A 16,157-nucleotide genomic window follows, 5' to 3' on the forward strand; every position below is an offset into this window, starting at 1 on the left:
CTTTCTTCCCGCTCACAGGACCACGGCTTCGGGCCGGGCCAGGCCGAGGTCACCGGAGCGACCCGCCGTGATCAGCTCCACGACCTGGCCGTGGGATACGTCCTTCGTGTGCACCTCGGCGACGAGGCGGCCGAGGTAGAGGACCGAGATGCGGTCGGCGACCTCGAAGACGTCGGCCATGTTGTGGCTGATCAGCACGACCCCGAGGCCCTGCTCGGCCAGGCGGCGGACGAGGTCCAGCACCTGCCTGGTCTGCGCGACACCGAGGGCGGCGGTCGGCTCGTCCAGGACGACGACCTTGCTGTTCCACAGGACCGACTTCGCGATGGCCACCGTCTGGCGCTGACCACCGGAAAGCGAGGAGACCGGGGTCCGGACCGACTTGACGGTCCGCACCGACAGGGAGGCCAGCGTCTCGCGAGCGGCCTTCTCCATGCTGGCTTCGTCCAGCTTCCAGCTGCTCCCGCGCTCGCGCCCGAGGAACATGTTCTGCACGATGTCGAGGTTGTCGGCGAGCGCGAGGTCCTGGTAGACGACCTCGATGCCGAGGTCGGCGGCGTCCTTCGGACCCCGGATGTGGGCGTCCTGCCCGTTGAACCGCACGGCCCCCGAGTCGTACGGGTGGATGCCGGCGATGCACTTGACGAGGGTCGACTTGCCGGCGCCGTTGTCGCCGACCAGGGCGGTCACTTCGCCCGCACGCACGTCGAAGTCCACGTCGTGAAGGACGTGGACGGGGCCGAAGCTCTTGTTCAGGCCCTTGATCTCGAGGATGGGCTCACTCATGGCTGGATGGTTTCTCCTGGGTGGGGACCGGGCCGGGACGCGCCGTCGGGGTGCGCGTCCCGGCCCGGCTGTTCATGGGGTACTGCGGGGGCTCAGGAGATGCCGAGCGAGGTGCACTTGGCGGCGAGGTCGCCACCGCAGATCTCGGCGGCCTTCACGTAGCCCTGGGTGACGACGGTCTTGACGTCCTTCTCCAGGATCGTCGTCGGGGTGAGCAGCACGGACTTGATGTCGCGGTTGTTCTTCGGGTCGTGCAGCTTGCCCGTGGCGATCGCGTCCGCGGCGGCGGTGTCACCCTTGGCGAGGGCGGCGGCCAGCTTGGCGGTGGACTCGGCCTCTTCCTTGATCGGCTTGAAGACCGTCATGTACTGGTCGCCGCGCATGACCGCCATCAGGCCGTCGGCGGTGGCGTCCTGGCCGGTGACCGGGACCTTGCCGTTGAGGCCGTTCTTCTTGAGGATGGTGATGACCGCGCCGGCCAGGCCGTCGTTCGCCGCGACGACGCCGTCGACCTTGCCGCCGTTGGCGGTGAAGATCTGCTCGAACGTCGTGCCGCCGAGCTGGTTGTCCCAGTCGTTGATCGGCTGCTTCTGGAGCCGCTTCAGCGTGCCCGCCGCGAACAGCGGGTCGAGGACGGAGTCCTGGCCCTTGGTGAACAGCGTGGCGTTGTTGTCGGTCGGGGCGCCCTCGATCTGGACGACACCCGCGCCGGCCTTGGACTTCAGCGCGTCCGCCATGGCCTGGCCCTGCAGCTGGCCGACCTTCTCGTTGTCGAACGAGACGTAGTAGTCGGCGGAGCCACCGAGGCTCGGGCGGTCGTAGTCGATGACCGGGATGCCCGCGGCCTTGGCCTTGGCCTCGACCGCCGAGCCGACGGCCGGGTCACCGGGGGCGATGATCAGGACCTTGACGCCGGAGCTGATGAAGCCGTCGGCCAGCGTCGAGAACTTCTGGTTGTCGCCCTGGGCGTTCTGGACGTCGACCTCGAAGCCCTGAGCCGTCAGCGCGGCCGTCAGCATCGGCTTGTCGAAGGCCTCCCAGCGCGCCGAGGTGGCGGTCTCCGGGAGGATGACGCCGACCTTGCCGTTGGCACCGCCGCCGGCGGCCGGCGCGGACGAGGAGGCGGAGTTGCTCCCCGTGCCCCCGCTGTCTGAACTGTTGGCACCGCAAGCGGTCAGCACCAGGCCGGTGCTCACCGTGGCGGCGAGGAGGGTAAGGGTTCTGCTGCGCATCCTCGTTCCTTCCGGATCCAAGCATTGGTGACGAGCGGGCCGTCGACGTCGTCTCGGGCCCTGCGAGGCGGTGATCCGGAGGGTCCCGGCGCACCGACGCGCATATGTTGTGGGCGACAACATATGCCGCTGAGCGGCTGCGGGGAAGATAGCTGGATCGATTAAATGACACCAATTGGACACGGTTCGGCAACACGCGCTGAACCTCGCCCGGAAAGAGTAGATCCGCTGACGATGTGATCGCCGGCACTCACACTCTGTTACATCCAGGTTTCTTGACGGCTTGAAGGTACTCCGCCGGGGTGTACTGAGCGAGATCCGCCGCGAAGTGGTGGTGAACCCACGTGACGGGCCGCTGATTGGTCGCCGACTTGCGAACTTCGGAGCGGCGGTGCCCGGAGGGGCAGCCGGTGGGGGACGCGCGGGCAGACGAGGGGTGACGGAGGTCGTACGGACGGTCACGGGCCGGCTGGTACTTACCAGGAACGGACGGTGACGGCGGAGTTCAGCCGGCTGGGCGACCCCCGGCAGACTGGCGAGGCTGCCCGGCCGGGCGCTCGAGCAGGCGGTCCGGGGCGCAGGTGAGGTCCGGTCGGGAAGCGCCCCAAGGCCACATTGGGTGCGTCAGACGCACCGAAGGCCGCCTTGGGTGCGTCTGACGCACCGAAGGCCACCTTGGGGCGCTTGCCCGGCGGGGCGGGACAGGGAACGAGCGGCGGCGGCAATCCCGCTCAGCCGGTTCCGGCGGCGATCAGCTCAGCCAGCCCGGCCGAACCCTCTCCGGCGGCCAACTGCACCCGACCGAACCGCCCCCATCGACGCCCCCGGCGGCCGCCCGCACCCCGGCCGAACCGCCCCCATTGACACCCCCGGCGGCCAACCGCAGCCGACCGAACCGCCCCCACTGACCGGCCCCGGCGGGCGGACCGCGGCTACCAGGACCGCAGCGTCACGATCCGCTCTTCCAGCTGCTCGACCGTCGCCATCGCGGTCACCGGGCCGCCGCACACCCGCCGCAGCTCGTTGTGGATCGCGCCGTGCGGCTTCTTCGTGCGGTGGTGGTACATGCCCACCAGCGCGTTCAGCTCTTTGCGCAGCGCACCCAACCGCTCGCTCACCGACTGGGGGCGCGCCGCCGGGGGCGGGGCCTCCTCCTTGGCCGGCTTGCGGCGCTTCTCGTCCGCGACCTGCTCTTGCTGGCGCTTCCGCAGCAGCGCGCGGACCTGGTCCGGCTCCAGCAGCCCCGGCAGCCCCAGGTACTCCTGCTCCTCGTCGGACCCGGAGAACACCGCCGTGCCGAACGAGTTGCCGTCGTAGATGACCTGGTCGAGCTCGGCCGAGGCGCCCAGGGACGTGAACGCCTTCTCCTCCTCGCCCGGCTCGTCCTCGGTGCGGTTGGCCTGGGCCAGGAGCTCGTCCTCCCAGCCCTCCTTCTCGCGGTGCGGCTTGCCCAGCACGTGGTCGCGCTGCGCCTCCAGCTCGCTGGCCAGCTCCAGCAGCACCGGCACCGACGGCAGGAACACGCTCGCCGTCTCGCCCTTCTTGCGGGCGCGCACGTACCGGCCGATCGCCTGGGCGAAGAACAGCGGCGTCGACGCGCTCGTCGCGTACACGCCGACCCCCAGCCGCGGGACGTCGACGCCCTCCGAGACCATGCGAACCGCCACGATCCAGCGCTCGTTCGTCTCGGAGAACTCCTTGATCCGGCCCGACGCCTTCGGGTCGTCCGAGAGCACCAGCGTCGGCGTCTCGCCCGAAATGCGCTCCAGGATCTTCGCGTACGCCCGCGCGGACTCCTGGTCGGTCGCGATCACCAGGCCGCCGGCGTCCGGGACGTGCTGGCGGACCTGCGACAACCGCGTGTCGGCCGCCTGCAGCACCGCCGGGATCCACTCGCCCGCCGGGTCGAGCGCCGTGCGCCACGCACGCGCGTTCTGCTCCGCCGTCAGCGGCTCGCCGAGCCGCGCGGTGAACTCCTCCCCCGCGCTCGTGCGCCAGGAGGCCTCGCCCGAGTACGCAAGGAAGACGACCGGCCGGACCACGCCGTCGGCCAGCGCGTCCGCGTAGCCGTACGAATGGTCGGCCTTGCTGCGCTGGAACCCGCCCGCGTCCGGCTCGTACGTGACGAACGGGATGGCCGAGTCGTCGGACCGGAACGGCGTCCCGGTCAGCGACAGCCGCCGCACGGCCGGGGTGAAGGCCTCGCGGATCGCGTCACCCCAGGACTTCGCGTCGCCGCCGTGGTGGATCTCGTCGAGGATCACCAGCGTCTTGCGGTTCTCCGTGCGCACGCGGTGCAGCGTCGGGTGCGCCGCCACCTGCGCGTACGTCAGCGCGACGCCGTTGTAGTCCGACGACGTGACGCCGGTGGTGTTGCGGAAGTTCGAGTCGATGGCGATGCCGGCCGCCGCGGCCGACGCCGCCCACTGGTGCTTGAGGTGCTCGGTCGGGGTCACGATGGTGATCGCCTCGACCGTGCGGTCGCTCAGCAGCTCCGCGGCGATCCGCAGGCCGAACACCGTCTTGCCGGCGCCGGGTGTCGCCACCGCGAGGAAGTCCTTCGGCTTCTGCGTCAGGTACTTGGTGAGCGCCCGCCGCTGCCACGCCCGCAGCGGGCGCGCGGTCGAGTCCTTCTCCGCGGGAGGCGCCCCGAGCTGCGTCTCCGTCATGCCGGTCCTCCCCCTCGCTCATGCCTTTGACGTGCGAAAACCCTCACTGTGGTACCGACTTCAGTATCGGCGACTGCGGTGAGGGCACTGGACCGAGTCTACCGGCCGGGTCCGACAGTTCCGGGCACCGGCACGGGTGATGTCCCCCGACACGCCCGGCCGCAGGGGGTGTGACGAGCCAAATCAGCACCGATGGACCATGCTGGACACGTCATGGGTGAGGTACAGCCGTCCGCAGCGACGAAGGTGGCCCGCAAGGGGCCGTGGCGCCTCCTCACGCGCACGCTCGCCAAGGCCTGGGACGGCAACATCTTCTCCGAGGCCGCCGAAGCGGCCTTCTGGCAGACGCTGTCGCTGCCCCCGCTGCTGCTCGGGCTGCTCGGCAGCCTCGGCTTCGTCGGCGAGTGGTTCGGCCAGGACGTCGTCACCCAGGTGCACGACCGGATCATCGGCTTCTGCAAGACCGTCTTCAGCGCCAACGCCGTGCACGACATCATCGAACCGACCGTGAACAGCATCCTCACCGTCGGCAAGGGCGAGATCGTCTCGGTGGGTTTCCTGATCTCGCTGTGGGCGGGGTCGTCGGCGATGTCGTCCTTCGTGGACGCGATCACCGTCGCGCACGACCAGTACGGCGTCCGCAACGACGTCTGGCAGCGGATCTTCGCGCTGCTGCTCTATCTGTGCGGCTTGGTCATCCTGGTCGTCGGGCTGCCGCTGCTGGCGATCGGCCCGGACCTGCTGCCGGAGTTCTTCCCGGCCGACTGGCGCCCGACCGTGGCGTCCTGGGTGAGCGCGCTGTACTTCCCGACCCTCGGGGTGATGATCACCCTCGCCCTGACCACGCTGTACAAACTGGCCCTGCCGCGCAAGCTGCCGTGGCACCGCGGGCTGCCGGGCGCGGTGCTCGCGATGGTCGTGTTCCTGCTCTCCTCGGTCGGCCTGCGCATCTACCTCAACTGGATCACCAAGACCGGCTACACCTACGGCGCGCTCGCCGCGCCGATCGCGTTCCTGCTGCTGATGTTCTTCATCGGCCTGGCCGTCGTCGGCGGTGCCTACTTCAACAGCGCGATCCAGGAGCTGTGGCCGGCGAAGGCGACCCGGCGGCAGCGGCGCAAGTGGCGGCGGCTGGAGATGGAACGCGCTTCCGAGCGGCTGCGCTCGGAAGAGGGCCGCAAGCTGTGGGAGCGCACGACCACGCCGCTGCGCCGCCCGCGCGCCGAAGACGTCTCCCCCAACGGCGACGCACCGGCCGGAGAAGCACCGTCCGAAGAGGACGAGCCGTCACCGAGCGCGCCCGAACCGGCACCCAGCGCTCCTCAGGGTCGCGTCTCCTCCCGAGGGACGACCCGGAATCCACCCCCAGACTGAGTCGCTCCTCAGGTCGGACATGGCACGCTTCCCCCACCGCTGACGCAGGCGCCGGTCGCCGCGTCATTCCCGAGGGGGTTTCCACAGTCATGTCCGTGCTGGCCAGATTGAGCCTGCGCAACCGAAGCCTGATCGGCCTGCTCGCGCTGGTGGTCGTCGGCTTCGGCGCTTTCGCGCTGCCGCAGATCAAGCAGCAGCTGTTCCCGTCGCTGCAGTTCCCGCAGGCCCAGATCGTCACCTCGTACGCCGGCGCGTCGCCGGACGCGGTCGACCGGCAGGTCACCGAGCCCCTCGAAGGGGCGCTGCAGGGGCTGAAAGGCCTGGAGGAGATCAATTCGACGTCGTCGGACGGCGTTTCGCGGGTCGTCACGCAGTTCGAGTTCGGCACCGACCTCGACGCCGCGGTCTCGCAGATCCAGCAGGCGGTGAACCAGGTCCGGCCGCGGCTGCCGCAGAACTCCGAGCCGTCCGTGTCCGCCGGCAGCACCGACGACCTGCCGGTCGTGCTGGTCGCCGCGGGCACCGCCGGTGACCCGCAGCAGCTCGCGCCCGCGCTGACCGACCAGGTCGCGCCGGAGCTGCGCAAGATCGACGGCGTCCGCACGGTGACCGTCACCGGGGTGCGGCAGCCGCGCGTCACGATCACGCTCGACTACGCGAAGCTGGCCGCCGCCGGCGTCGACCCGGCGTCGATCGCGACCACGCTGCAGACCGCCGGCGCCGCGGTGCCGGCCGGCACGCTGACCGAGGGCGGCAAGACGCTGAGCGTCCAGGTCGGCGGCGGGCAGACCACTGTGGACACCCTCCGCAACCTGTACCTGACGCCGAGCGCCGCCGCGGGCGCGTCCCGCACCCCGGCGCGGGGACCGGTGAAGCTGGGCGACGTCGCCGACGTCCAGGCCGGCTTCGCGCCGACGACGTCGATCACGCGCACCAACGGGAAGCCGAGCCTCGGTCTCTCGATCACCATGGTGGACAACGGGAACGCCGTCGCGATCTCCGACGCCGTCCGCGACAAGCTGCCGGACCTGGCGAAGAAGACCGGCTCCGAGATGAGCGTCGTGTTCGACCAGGGCACGCCGGTGAAGGACGCGATCAGCGGCCTGACCACCGAAGGCCTGCTGGGCCTGGCGTTCGCCGTCCTCGTCATCCTGCTGTTCCTGCTGTCGGTGCGCTCGACGCTGGTGACCGCGGTGTCGATCCCGCTGTCGGTGGTGGTCGCGCTGATCGCGCTGTGGACCGGCGACCTGTCGCTCAACCTGCTCACCCTCGGCGCGCTGACCATCGCGATCGGCCGGGTGGTCGACGACTCGATCGTCGTGCTGGAGAACATCAAGCGGCACTTGGGTTACGGCGAGGAGAAACAGCGGGCGGTGCTCGACGGCGTCCGTGAGGTGGCGGGCGCGGTGACGTCGTCCACGCTGACGACCGTCGCGGTGTTCCTGCCGATCGCGTTCGTCGGCGGGTTCGTCGGCGAGCTGTTCTCGCCGTTCGCGGTCACCGTCACGGTGGCGCTGCTGGCCTCGCTGCTCGTGTCGCTGACCGTGGTTCCCGTGCTGGCGTACTGGTTCCTGAAGCGGCCGGAGGTCCCGGCGGACGCCATCGAAGCCGAGCGGGCGCGCGAAGCCGCCGTCGAGAAGGAGCGCCGCAGCTTCCTGCAGCGCGCCTACCTGCCGGTGATCCGGTTCGCGACCAAGCGGCGGCTGACCGTCGTCCTGCTGGCGTTGCTGATCTTCGCCGGCACGGTCGGGCTCGCGACGCGGCTGAACACGAACTTCCTGGACTCCTCCGGCGGCACCACGCTGAACATGACGCAGAAGCTGCCCGCGGGCACGAGCGTCGAGGCGAAGGAGCAGGCGGCGACGGCGGTCGAGCAGGCCCTCGCGGCCGAGCCCGCGGTGCGGACCTACCAGGTCAGCATCGGCGGGGGCGGCACGTTCGGCTTCGGCGGCGGGACCAGCACGAGCATCTCGGTCACCGTCGCGAAGGACACCGACCTCGACGCGCTGTCGGACCGGCTGCGCGCGAAGCTGACGTCGCGGCCGGAACTGGGCGAGGTCAAGATCGGCGCGGACGCGTCCGGGTTCAACTCCGACCAGGTCTCGGTGACGGTGACCGCGCCGTCGGAGGCCGCGCTCAAGCCCGCGTCCGACCAGGTCGTGCGGGCGCTGGGCGGGGTTTCCGGGCTGACCGAGGTGAGCAGTGACCTGGCCGTCGGTTCGCCGCGGGTGCAGGTCGAGGTGGACGACGCCGCGGCCGCCGCGCGCGGGCTGTCGGCGAGCACCATCGGCCAGGTCGCCAACCAGGCGATCGCCGGCCGCACGGTGACGCAGCTGCCGGTAGACGGCCAGCGCACGGACATCGTGCTGCGCGCCGGCACCGCGCCGGTCACGGTCGACCAGGTGAAGGGCCTGCCGATCCCGGGTCCGACCGGGGTCGTCCGGCTCGACGAGGTCGCGAAGGTGTCCACTGTGGACGGCCCGGCGTCGGTGCACCGCACCGGCGGGGACCTCAGCACCACGGTGACGGCCAAGAACACCGGCGACGACCTGACCAAGACGACCGCGGACATCAAGTCCAAGCTGGACGGTCTGACGTTCACCGGTGGCGCGTCGTACTCGCTCGGCGGCGTGAGCCAGGACCAGCAGGAGGCGTTCTCGAACCTGTTCCTGGCGCTGCTGGCGGCGATCGCGATCGTGTTCCTGATCATGGTGGCGACGTTCCGGAGCCTGGTCCAGCCGCTGATCCTGCTGGTGTCGATCCCGTTCGCGGCGACCGGCGCGATCGGGCTGCTGCTGGCCACCGGCACCGCGCTCGGCCTGCCGGCGCTGATCGGCATGCTGATGCTGGTCGGGATCGTGGTGACGAACGCGATCGTGCTGATCGACCTGATCAACCAGTACCGGGCGGAGGGCATGAGCGTCGCGCAAGCGGTCACCGAGGGCGGCCGGCGCCGGCTGCGCCCGATCCTGATGACCGCGGCGGCGACGATCTTCGCGCTCGTCCCGATGGCGCTGGGCATCACCGGTCAGGGCGGGTTCATCGGCCAGCCCCTCGCCATCGTGGTGATCGGCGGCCTGGTCAGCTCCACGCTGCTGACGCTGGTGCTGGTCCCGACGCTCTACACGATGGTCGAGACCCGCAAGGAACGGCGGCGCGCGCGTCGCGAAGCCAAGCGGACCCCGGCGAAGGCACCGGAGTCGGAGTCCCTGGACCCGGCCCCGACCGCCTGACCCAAGCGGCACTTTCACGTGAAAGTGCCGCTTGTCCCCAACCCGGGCCCGGCACTGTCCCGTGAAAGTGCCGGGCCCGGGTTGGGGCCAAGCGGCACTTACACGTGAAAGTGCCGGGCCCGGGTTGGGGCCAAGCGGCACTTACACGTGAAAGTGCCGGGCCCGGGTTGGGGCCAAGCGGCACTTACACGTGAAAGTGCCGGGCCCGGGTTGGGGACAAGCGGCCCATTCACGTGAAAGTGCCGGGCCTTCGGCGTTCACTGCTTGAAGCGGTAGGTCATCGAGTCGAAGAGGATGCAGATGCTCGGCGACATCACGATCACGCGCAGCGTGCTGTCCCGCTCGTCGAAGTCGATGCCCTCGACCTCGAAGTTCCCGCTGCAGCCGCTGCGCAACGGCAGTTGCCCCAGCGACGTCACGTGCCCGCCGACGTCGGAGCCGTTGAGCGCCCCGGCCAGGTCCACCTGCAGGAGCGGCTTCGTCGTGCCGAAGAGGCTGCCGTCCGGGTCGTCGGACGCGCAGAGCAGGCGGGTCGCCGTCTGGAAGTCGCAGCCCTGGACGTCGCGGACCGGGTGGTCGAGGCGGATCGTGCTCGCGAGGGGCAGGTTCGCCGCCGGGTCGGTCGCCACCACGCCGGGCATCGGGTGGACCAGGAGCCGGTCCATGGTGCCCCACTCCCCCGCCACCAGCCAGCGCGCGTCGGGCGACACCGCGGCGAAGGAGTTGTTGTTCGCTTCCCACGACTCGAGGGCGTGCTGGTAGTTCTTCCACGAGCCGTCCGGGGCCTGGACGCGGAAGAGCTTCGCGCCGCGGTCGTCACGCTGGTAGGGCTCGACGTACCAGCCCTGGGCCGAGCCCGGGTCGCCGACGTGGTTCCAGCCCTGCGTGCCGAGGTCCGCCGGGATGGTGCCGATCCCGGTGTAGCGGATGGTGGTGCCCGACGGCCGCACGATCGTGGCGAGCCCCTGGCTCTCGTCGAGGGCGCGGGCGGAGTCCCGGCCGACCTCCGTCCAGCCGGTGACGGCCTGGGCCAGCGCGGGCGAAACCACGGCGAGCAGGGCGGCGAGGGTGAGCACGATCCCGGTTCTGCGCATGTGCGACTCCGGTGGGTGAGGGAACCTGGCCAGCTGGATTTACCAGGACTCCCGCACCCGGCACACCCGCCGAATGAAGGTTTTTCACGTTTGTTCGACGACTTGTCCGTTTCCGGACAGCCCGAAGACCCGGCGGGAACACCCGCCGGGGTTCAAGCCGGGGTCACTCCCCCGGGCGCAGCCCGTCGAAGATCTCCTTGCAGGCCGGGCAGACCGGCGACCCGGGCTTCGGCGACTTCGTCACCGGGAAGACCTCGCCGCAGAGCGCCACCACGTGATTGCCCATGACCGCGCTTTCGGCGATCTTGTTCTTCTTCACGTAGTGGAACATCTTCGGGGTGTCGTCGTCGGTGGTGTCCGTGCCCTCGGGCGTGGTTTCCGGCTTCGTCAGCGTCTCGGTGCTCACCCGTCCATTGTGCCCGAGACCCACCGCGATGGGTCCTCGGCCTGGCAGGATCCACGGCATGTTCCAGAAGGTGCTCGCGACGTTCGGCTCGGGCGGGGCGAAGATCGACGCCCGCCTCCTCGACCGGACCGCACTCCCCGGCCGGCCCCTGCACGGCGAGGTCCTGCTGGCCGGCGGCGACGTCGACCAGGAGATCAAGGGCCTCGCGGTGACGCTGCTCGCCCGCGTCCAGGTCCCCGGCGCGGACAAGACCGAAGACCTCCCCTTCGGCACCCAGCAGCTCGTCGGGCGCGAAGTCATCCGGGCCGGCCAGCAGGTCAAGGTGCCCTTCGAGGTGCCGCTGCCCTGGGAGACGCCGGTGACCAGCGTCTACGGCAAGCCGCTCACCGGCATGGCGGTCGGCGTGCGAGCCGAACTCGACCTCGCGACCTCGGTGTCCGACCCGTTCGACGCCGACGCCGTCGCGATCGAGCCCCTCCCGGCGCAGAAGCGCGTCCTCGACGCCCTGAGCCGCATCGGCTTCACCTTCCGCGAGGCGATCCTCGAGCAGGGCCGGATCAACGGCGCCCAGCAGCAGCTGCCGTTCTTCCAGGAGGTCCGCTTCACGCCTTCGCCGCGCTTCGCGAGCGTGTTCTCGCAGCTCGCGGTGACCTTCCTGGCGTCGTCGGACCGCACGGACGTCGTCCTGGAAGTCACCAAGCGGGTCCGGGTGAGCAAGACCGGCGGCTTCGGCGGCCGCGGGCAGGACTTCCTCGGGATGTTCACCATGAAGCCGGACGTGAACTGGGAGAAGCAGCTCGACGACTGGCTCGACCAGGTCGCCCGGCCGCGCGGGATCTTCGACTGATGGACGGGCCCCGCGCCGGCCGGCCGCACATGCCGGGCTACGGCGTCACGGCCGGTCCCGCCGGGCCGCTGCCGTGGTCCTGGGCCGACGAGCAGCGCACGGCACGGGGCCTGCGGGCGCCGGAAGCTTCTGCGGTGCGGCCGGCCGAGCTCGCGCACACCGCGCCCCGGGGTGGAGTGATCGCCGGAGCCGAGCCGACGACCGTCGGAACCGCCGACCGCGATGCCTGCGCTCCGTCGAGGCCGCACGCCGCCAACGCGTCGATGCGGCTGCTGCCCGAGAAGGCGATCGGCCTGCGGGAAAAGGACTTCACCCGCACCCCGACGCGCTGGACGTTCCCGTGAAGTGGGCCGAAGCGGTCGCCGTCCTCGGCGGCACCTCCGACGCCTGGCCGGAACTGCGGGCCCGCTACGGCGAACCCCACCGCCGCTACCACACGCTCACCCACGCGGCCGCCGTCGTCCGCGACTCCGCCTGGCTGGCCGGCGACCTCGGCACCACCGAACGCGCAATCCTCACTATCGCCGCTTGGGCGCACGACGTCGTCTACGACGCGAACCCCGGCGAAGACGAACGCGCCAGCGCGCGATGGGCCCGCGACGCACTGGACATCGCCGAACGCCACCAGGACCGCGTCGAGGGCCTCATCCTCGCCACCATCAAGCACGACGCCCCGCCGGACGACCGCCTCGCGACCGCGCTCCTCGACGCCGACCTCGCCATCCTCGGCGCGCCGAAGGAGCTGTACGCCGTGTACGCCCGCGGGGTACGCGAGGAGTACGCGAAGTACCCCGACGACGTCTGGCGCGAAGGCCGCATCGCCGTCCTCGAAGGCATGCTCGCCCGGCAGCTCTACCGGAGCGAAGCCGCGCGGACACGCTGGGCGAGCGCCGCCGGATCGAACCTGACCGCCGAGCTGACCCACTGGCGCGGCGAGGGGACCGATCACCGATGATGGTCCCTCGTGACCACCCCACTCAACCTGCACGAAGAGGTCGCCTCGGCGCTGCGTGACGGGCACCCCGTCGTCGCGCTGGAGAGCACCATCCTGTCCCACGGCCTGCCGCCGGGCCGCAACCTCGACGTCGCCCGCCGCCTCGAGCGCGTCGTGCGCGACGGCGGTGCCGTCCCGGCCACCATCGCCGTGCTCGACGGCCGCGTCGTCGTCGGCCTCTCCCCCGCCGAGCTCGAACGCGTCTGCGCGCCGGACGCCGGCCTCGACAAGCTCTCGCTGCGCGACCTCGGCCCGGCCGTCGGCCTCGGCCGCTCGGGCGCGACGACCGTCGCGAGCACCTCGGCGCTGGCCGCGGCGGCCGGCATCGGGATGTTCGCCACCGGCGGGCTCGGCGGCGTGCACGTCGGCGCCGCGCAGTCGTGGGACGTCTCGGCTGACCTCGGCGTGCTGGCGAAGGTCCGGACCGTCGTCGTCTGCTCCGGCGTGAAGTCGGTCCTCGACATCCCCGCCACGCTCGAAGTTTTGGAGACGAACTCGGTGCCGGTGCTGGGTTACCGCACCGACGACTTCCCCGCGTTCTACCTCCGCTCGTCGGGACACCAGGTCGGCTGGCGGGTCGACGACCCGAAGCAGGCCGCCGCCGTGGTCGCCGCGCACCGCGCTTACGCGGATTCCGGTGTCCTGCTGGCGAACCCGATCCCGGAAGCGTCCGAAATGGACAAAGAGCTGCACGACCGGCTGCTCGCCGAAGGCCTCGCGCTGGTCGCCGAGCGGGGCGTGCACGGCGCCGACGTCACCCCGGTGCTGCTGGAGCACTTCCACACCGCCAGCGGCGGCGTGAGCATCGACGCGAACGAAGCCCTGGTGCTCAACAACGCGAAGCTCGCCGCCGAAGTCGCGGTGGCGCTGGCATGACCGGGATCGTGGTGGTCGGCGACGCGGCCCTCGACGTGATCGCCCGGCACGACAAGCCCCTGCCGCACGGCGGCGACGCCCGCGCGAAGATCCGCTTCACCGGCGGCGGCTCGGGCGCCAACACGGCGCTGTGGCTGCGTCACCTCGGAGCGGAGACGACGCTGCTCGCCCGGATCGGCGACGACCCGGGCGGCCGGCTGATCCGCGCGGAGCTGGAGGCGGCGGGCGTGCGGTGCGCGTTCGCCGTCGACCCCGAGGCGCCGACGTGCTGCGTCGTCGTCATGGTCGACGGTTCCGGGCAGCGCAGCATGCTCGCCGACCGCGGCGCGAACCAGCGCTTCGCTCCCGAAGACGTCACCGCCGAGGCACTCGCCGGAGCGAGCCACCTGCACCTGTCCGGGTACGTGCTGCTCGACCCGCCGTCGCGCGCGGCCGGGCTCGCCGCGCTGGCCGCCGCTCGCGAAGCGGGTCTGACGACCTCGGTCGACCCGCAGGCGGCCGCGCACATCACCGACCCGGCGGCGTTCCTCGACGACGTCCGCGGCGTCGACCTGCTGATGCCGAACACCGAGGAGCTGGTGGCGCTGACCGGCTCGGCGGACCCGGTGTCGGCGAAGGAACTGCTCGGCGCGGTCGGCGCGGTGGTCGTCACCGCCGGGCTGGACGGCGCGAGCTGGGTCGACGCTGACGGCGTGACGAGCGTCCCGGCGGTCGAGGCCGAGTGCATCGACTCGACCGGCGCGGGCGACGCGTTCGACGCGGGCGTGCTCACCGGCTGGCTGGCCGGGGAGTCCACTGTGGACGTCCTGCGGCACGGGACCCGGCTGGGCGCGCTCGCCGTCGGGAAGGTCGGACCTCAGCCGGCCTGAACCCGCATCTTTCTCGGCGAAAGATGCGCCTCAGGCGACCCGGAGCGCATCTTTCGTCGGACGAGTGGCGGCTCGGTCAGCCGTCGATCACCCGGTGAGTGGTGTGCTCGATCGCCGCCGGCTCGTTCTGGAAGCGGTTGACCTGCTCGGACTTGCGGGGCGGGCGGTCGTTGGCGATCAGGACCGCGATCCACGGCAGCGGCACGGAGATCGCGAGGAACCCCAGCGCCAGCCACCACGTGTGGTAGGTGAGCCCGGCGAGGATCAGGCACGGGATCCGGCAGGCCATCATGATCACGTACTTGCGCTTGCGGGCGGCGAACTGCTCTTCGTACGACGGGGCCGCCCCGGTGATCAGCACCGGGTCCGAGTCCTTGGCGGGCGTGGTCACTGCACCACCTCCACGTCCCATCGTCCCACCTGTTCCGGTCATCCGACACCTGGGTGGGACAACCGGCTCAACGCTGGGGGTCCAGGGGGCTTGCCCCCTGGCTGGGGTTTGGGGCTTCGCCCCAATAAGAGTGAGCGGCCGCGACGAGCGTCTCGATGCCCGTGCGCAGCGTCGGGTGCAGCACCGGGGCGAAGCGCGGCGAGTGGTTGGACGGGATGTCGCGCTCGAACCGGCCCTCGGTCATCGCCGTGATGACCGTCTGCGGGTCGAAGCCGCCGACCAGCCAGAACACCGACGGCACGCCGGCCGCCCGGCCGAACTCGCTGAAGTCCTCGCTGCCGGTGACCAGCGGCGCCGGCAGCACGACGTCGGCGCCGAAGTGGCCGCGGAAGACCTCGGTGAGCGAGTCGTTGGCGGCTTCGTCGTTTTCGGTGATCGGGTACGAGCCGGACCGCACGATCTCGGGCGGCTTCGGCGCGCCGGCCGTCGCCGCCTCGCCGTGGACGATCCGCTCGACCGCGGCCAGCACGCGCTCGCGGACGGCCTGGTCGAACGACCGGACGTTGACCTCCAGCACGGCGTCGTCGGCGATCACGTTGCTCGCCGTCCCCACGTGCAGCGAGCCGACGGTGACCACGGCCGAGTCGGTCGCCGCGATCTCCCGCGAGACGATCGTCTGCAGCTTCAGCACCACGGACGCGGCCAGCACGGCCGGGTCGACGGTCGTCTCCGGGCGCGAGCCGTGCCCGCCGCGGCCGTGCAGGGTGATGCGCAGCGTGTCGGTCGCGGCCATGATCACGCCGGGGCGGGTGAGCACCCAGCCGGCCGGGCCGGGCACCAGGTGCTGGCCGAACACGACGTCGGGCGTCCCGGCTCGGTCGAACAGGCCGTCGCGGACCATCCGCGCCGCGCCGCCCGCGCCCTCCTCCCCCGGCTGGAAGACCACCTGCAGCGTGCCGGACCAGGTGTCGCGGCCCTTCGCGAGCAGCGCGGCGGCGCCGGAGAGCCAGGTGGCGTGCATGTCGTGCCCGCACGCGTGCATGACCGGGACGTCCTTGCCGTGCTCGTCGGTGCCGCGGGCGGTGCTCGCGTACGACAGCCCGGTCTTCTCCTCGACCGGCAGCGCGTCGATGTCTGCGCGCAGCAGCACCGCCGGCCCCTCGCCGTTGCGCAGCACGCCCAGCACCCCGGTGCCGGCGATGCCGGTGTGCACCTCGTAGCCGTCGCGCTCCAGCCGCCGGGCCAGCTCGGCCGCCGTCCGGGTCTCGGCGAAGGACAGCTCGGGGTGCCGGTGGAGGTCGATGTACAGCGCTTCGAGCTCGGGCAGCGCCACGTCGAGCGGGGCGAGGACGCGTTCAAGGGTCACGGGGGCCATCGTGGCAGCAT

General features: G+C 71.3%; 14 protein-coding genes. 7 read left to right on the forward strand and 7 right to left on the reverse strand.

Going from position 1 to position 16,157, the window contains the following annotated elements; all coding sequences use genetic code 11:
- Positions 1 to 12: 12 nt before the first annotated feature.
- The 3 genes from ABFJ78_RS22040 to ABFJ78_RS22050 form a co-directional block, all read right to left on the reverse strand.
- A complete protein-coding gene (locus ABFJ78_RS22040; RefSeq protein ID WP_160698781.1) occupies positions 13 to 786 on the reverse strand; it encodes an ATP-binding cassette domain-containing protein in 774 nt (257 codons plus the stop codon).
- Positions 787 to 878: 92 nt separating this feature from the next.
- The gene (locus tag ABFJ78_RS22045; protein WP_436388222.1) at positions 879 to 2,018 is read right to left on the reverse strand and encodes a sugar ABC transporter substrate-binding protein; all 1,140 of its coding nucleotides are present in this window, start codon (positions 2,016 to 2,018) and stop codon (positions 879 to 881) included.
- A gap of 932 nt (positions 2,019 to 2,950) precedes the next feature.
- Positions 2,951 to 4,687: a DEAD/DEAH box helicase gene (locus tag ABFJ78_RS22050; RefSeq protein ID WP_436388223.1), complete on the reverse strand. Its 1,737-nt coding sequence runs from the start codon at positions 4,685 to 4,687 to the stop codon at positions 2,951 to 2,953.
- A 213-nt stretch (positions 4,688 to 4,900) separates the two neighbouring features.
- Between ABFJ78_RS22050 and ABFJ78_RS22055 the strand changes: the two genes are divergently transcribed.
- Positions 4,901 to 6,061, forward strand: coding sequence for a YihY/virulence factor BrkB family protein (locus ABFJ78_RS22055; protein ID WP_436388224.1), 1,161 nt, complete (start codon positions 4,901 to 4,903; stop codon positions 6,059 to 6,061).
- An 89-nt stretch (positions 6,062 to 6,150) separates the two neighbouring features.
- On the forward strand, positions 6,151 to 9,294 hold the full coding sequence (locus ABFJ78_RS22060; RefSeq protein WP_436388225.1) for an efflux RND transporter permease subunit: 3,144 nt from the start codon (positions 6,151 to 6,153) through the stop codon (positions 9,292 to 9,294).
- A 257-nt stretch (positions 9,295 to 9,551) separates the two neighbouring features.
- Here ABFJ78_RS22060 and ABFJ78_RS22065 read toward each other — a convergent pair whose 3' ends face one another.
- Complete coding sequence (locus ABFJ78_RS22065; RefSeq protein WP_436388226.1) at positions 9,552 to 10,388, reverse strand: hypothetical protein; 837 nt, start codon at positions 10,386 to 10,388, stop codon at positions 9,552 to 9,554.
- Positions 10,389 to 10,551: 163 nt separating this feature from the next.
- Positions 10,552 to 10,794, reverse strand: coding sequence for a DUF3039 domain-containing protein (locus tag ABFJ78_RS22070; protein ID WP_167379801.1), 243 nt, complete (start codon positions 10,792 to 10,794; stop codon positions 10,552 to 10,554).
- Between the two features lie 58 nt (positions 10,795 to 10,852).
- Here ABFJ78_RS22070 and ABFJ78_RS22075 point away from each other — a divergent pair, with 58 nt between their 5' ends.
- Genes ABFJ78_RS22075 through ABFJ78_RS22095 form a run of 5 tightly spaced genes read left to right on the forward strand, consistent with a single transcriptional unit; the run spans position 10,853 to position 14,380 of the window.
- Positions 10,853 to 11,641 carry a sporulation protein gene (locus ABFJ78_RS22075; RefSeq protein ID WP_436388227.1) on the forward strand — a complete coding sequence of 263 codons (789 nt, stop codon included), beginning with the start codon at positions 10,853 to 10,855 and terminating at the stop codon, positions 11,639 to 11,641.
- Positions 11,641 to 11,985 (forward strand): hypothetical protein, encoded by a 345-nt coding sequence (locus ABFJ78_RS22080; protein ID WP_436388228.1) that lies wholly within the window; start codon positions 11,641 to 11,643, stop codon positions 11,983 to 11,985. The genes ABFJ78_RS22075 and ABFJ78_RS22080 overlap by 1 nt, the downstream gene beginning before the upstream one ends.
- Positions 11,982 to 12,596: an HD domain-containing protein gene (locus tag ABFJ78_RS22085; protein ID WP_436388229.1), complete on the forward strand. Its 615-nt coding sequence runs from the start codon at positions 11,982 to 11,984 to the stop codon at positions 12,594 to 12,596. The genes ABFJ78_RS22080 and ABFJ78_RS22085 overlap by 4 nt, the downstream gene beginning before the upstream one ends.
- A 9-nt stretch (positions 12,597 to 12,605) precedes the next feature.
- Positions 12,606 to 13,511: a pseudouridine-5'-phosphate glycosidase gene (locus ABFJ78_RS22090; RefSeq protein WP_436388230.1), complete on the forward strand. Its 906-nt coding sequence runs from the start codon at positions 12,606 to 12,608 to the stop codon at positions 13,509 to 13,511.
- A complete protein-coding gene (locus tag ABFJ78_RS22095; RefSeq protein ID WP_436388231.1) occupies positions 13,508 to 14,380 on the forward strand; it encodes a carbohydrate kinase family protein in 873 nt (290 codons plus the stop codon). The genes ABFJ78_RS22090 and ABFJ78_RS22095 overlap by 4 nt, the downstream gene beginning before the upstream one ends.
- Positions 14,381 to 14,456: 76 nt before the next feature.
- Here ABFJ78_RS22095 and ABFJ78_RS22100 read toward each other — a convergent pair whose 3' ends face one another.
- The gene (locus tag ABFJ78_RS22100) at positions 14,457 to 14,792 is read right to left on the reverse strand and encodes a DUF3099 domain-containing protein (RefSeq protein ID WP_436388232.1); all 336 of its coding nucleotides are present in this window, start codon (positions 14,790 to 14,792) and stop codon (positions 14,457 to 14,459) included.
- A gap of 46 nt (positions 14,793 to 14,838) precedes the next feature.
- A complete protein-coding gene (locus ABFJ78_RS22105) occupies positions 14,839 to 16,137 on the reverse strand; it encodes an amidohydrolase (RefSeq protein WP_436388233.1) in 1,299 nt (432 codons plus the stop codon).
- Between the last annotated feature and the right edge of the window lie 20 nt (positions 16,138 to 16,157).

It is taken from the genome of Amycolatopsis sp. MEPSY49 (assembly GCF_051337345.1).
Taxonomy (GTDB): domain Bacteria; phylum Actinomycetota; class Actinomycetes; order Mycobacteriales; family Pseudonocardiaceae; genus Amycolatopsis.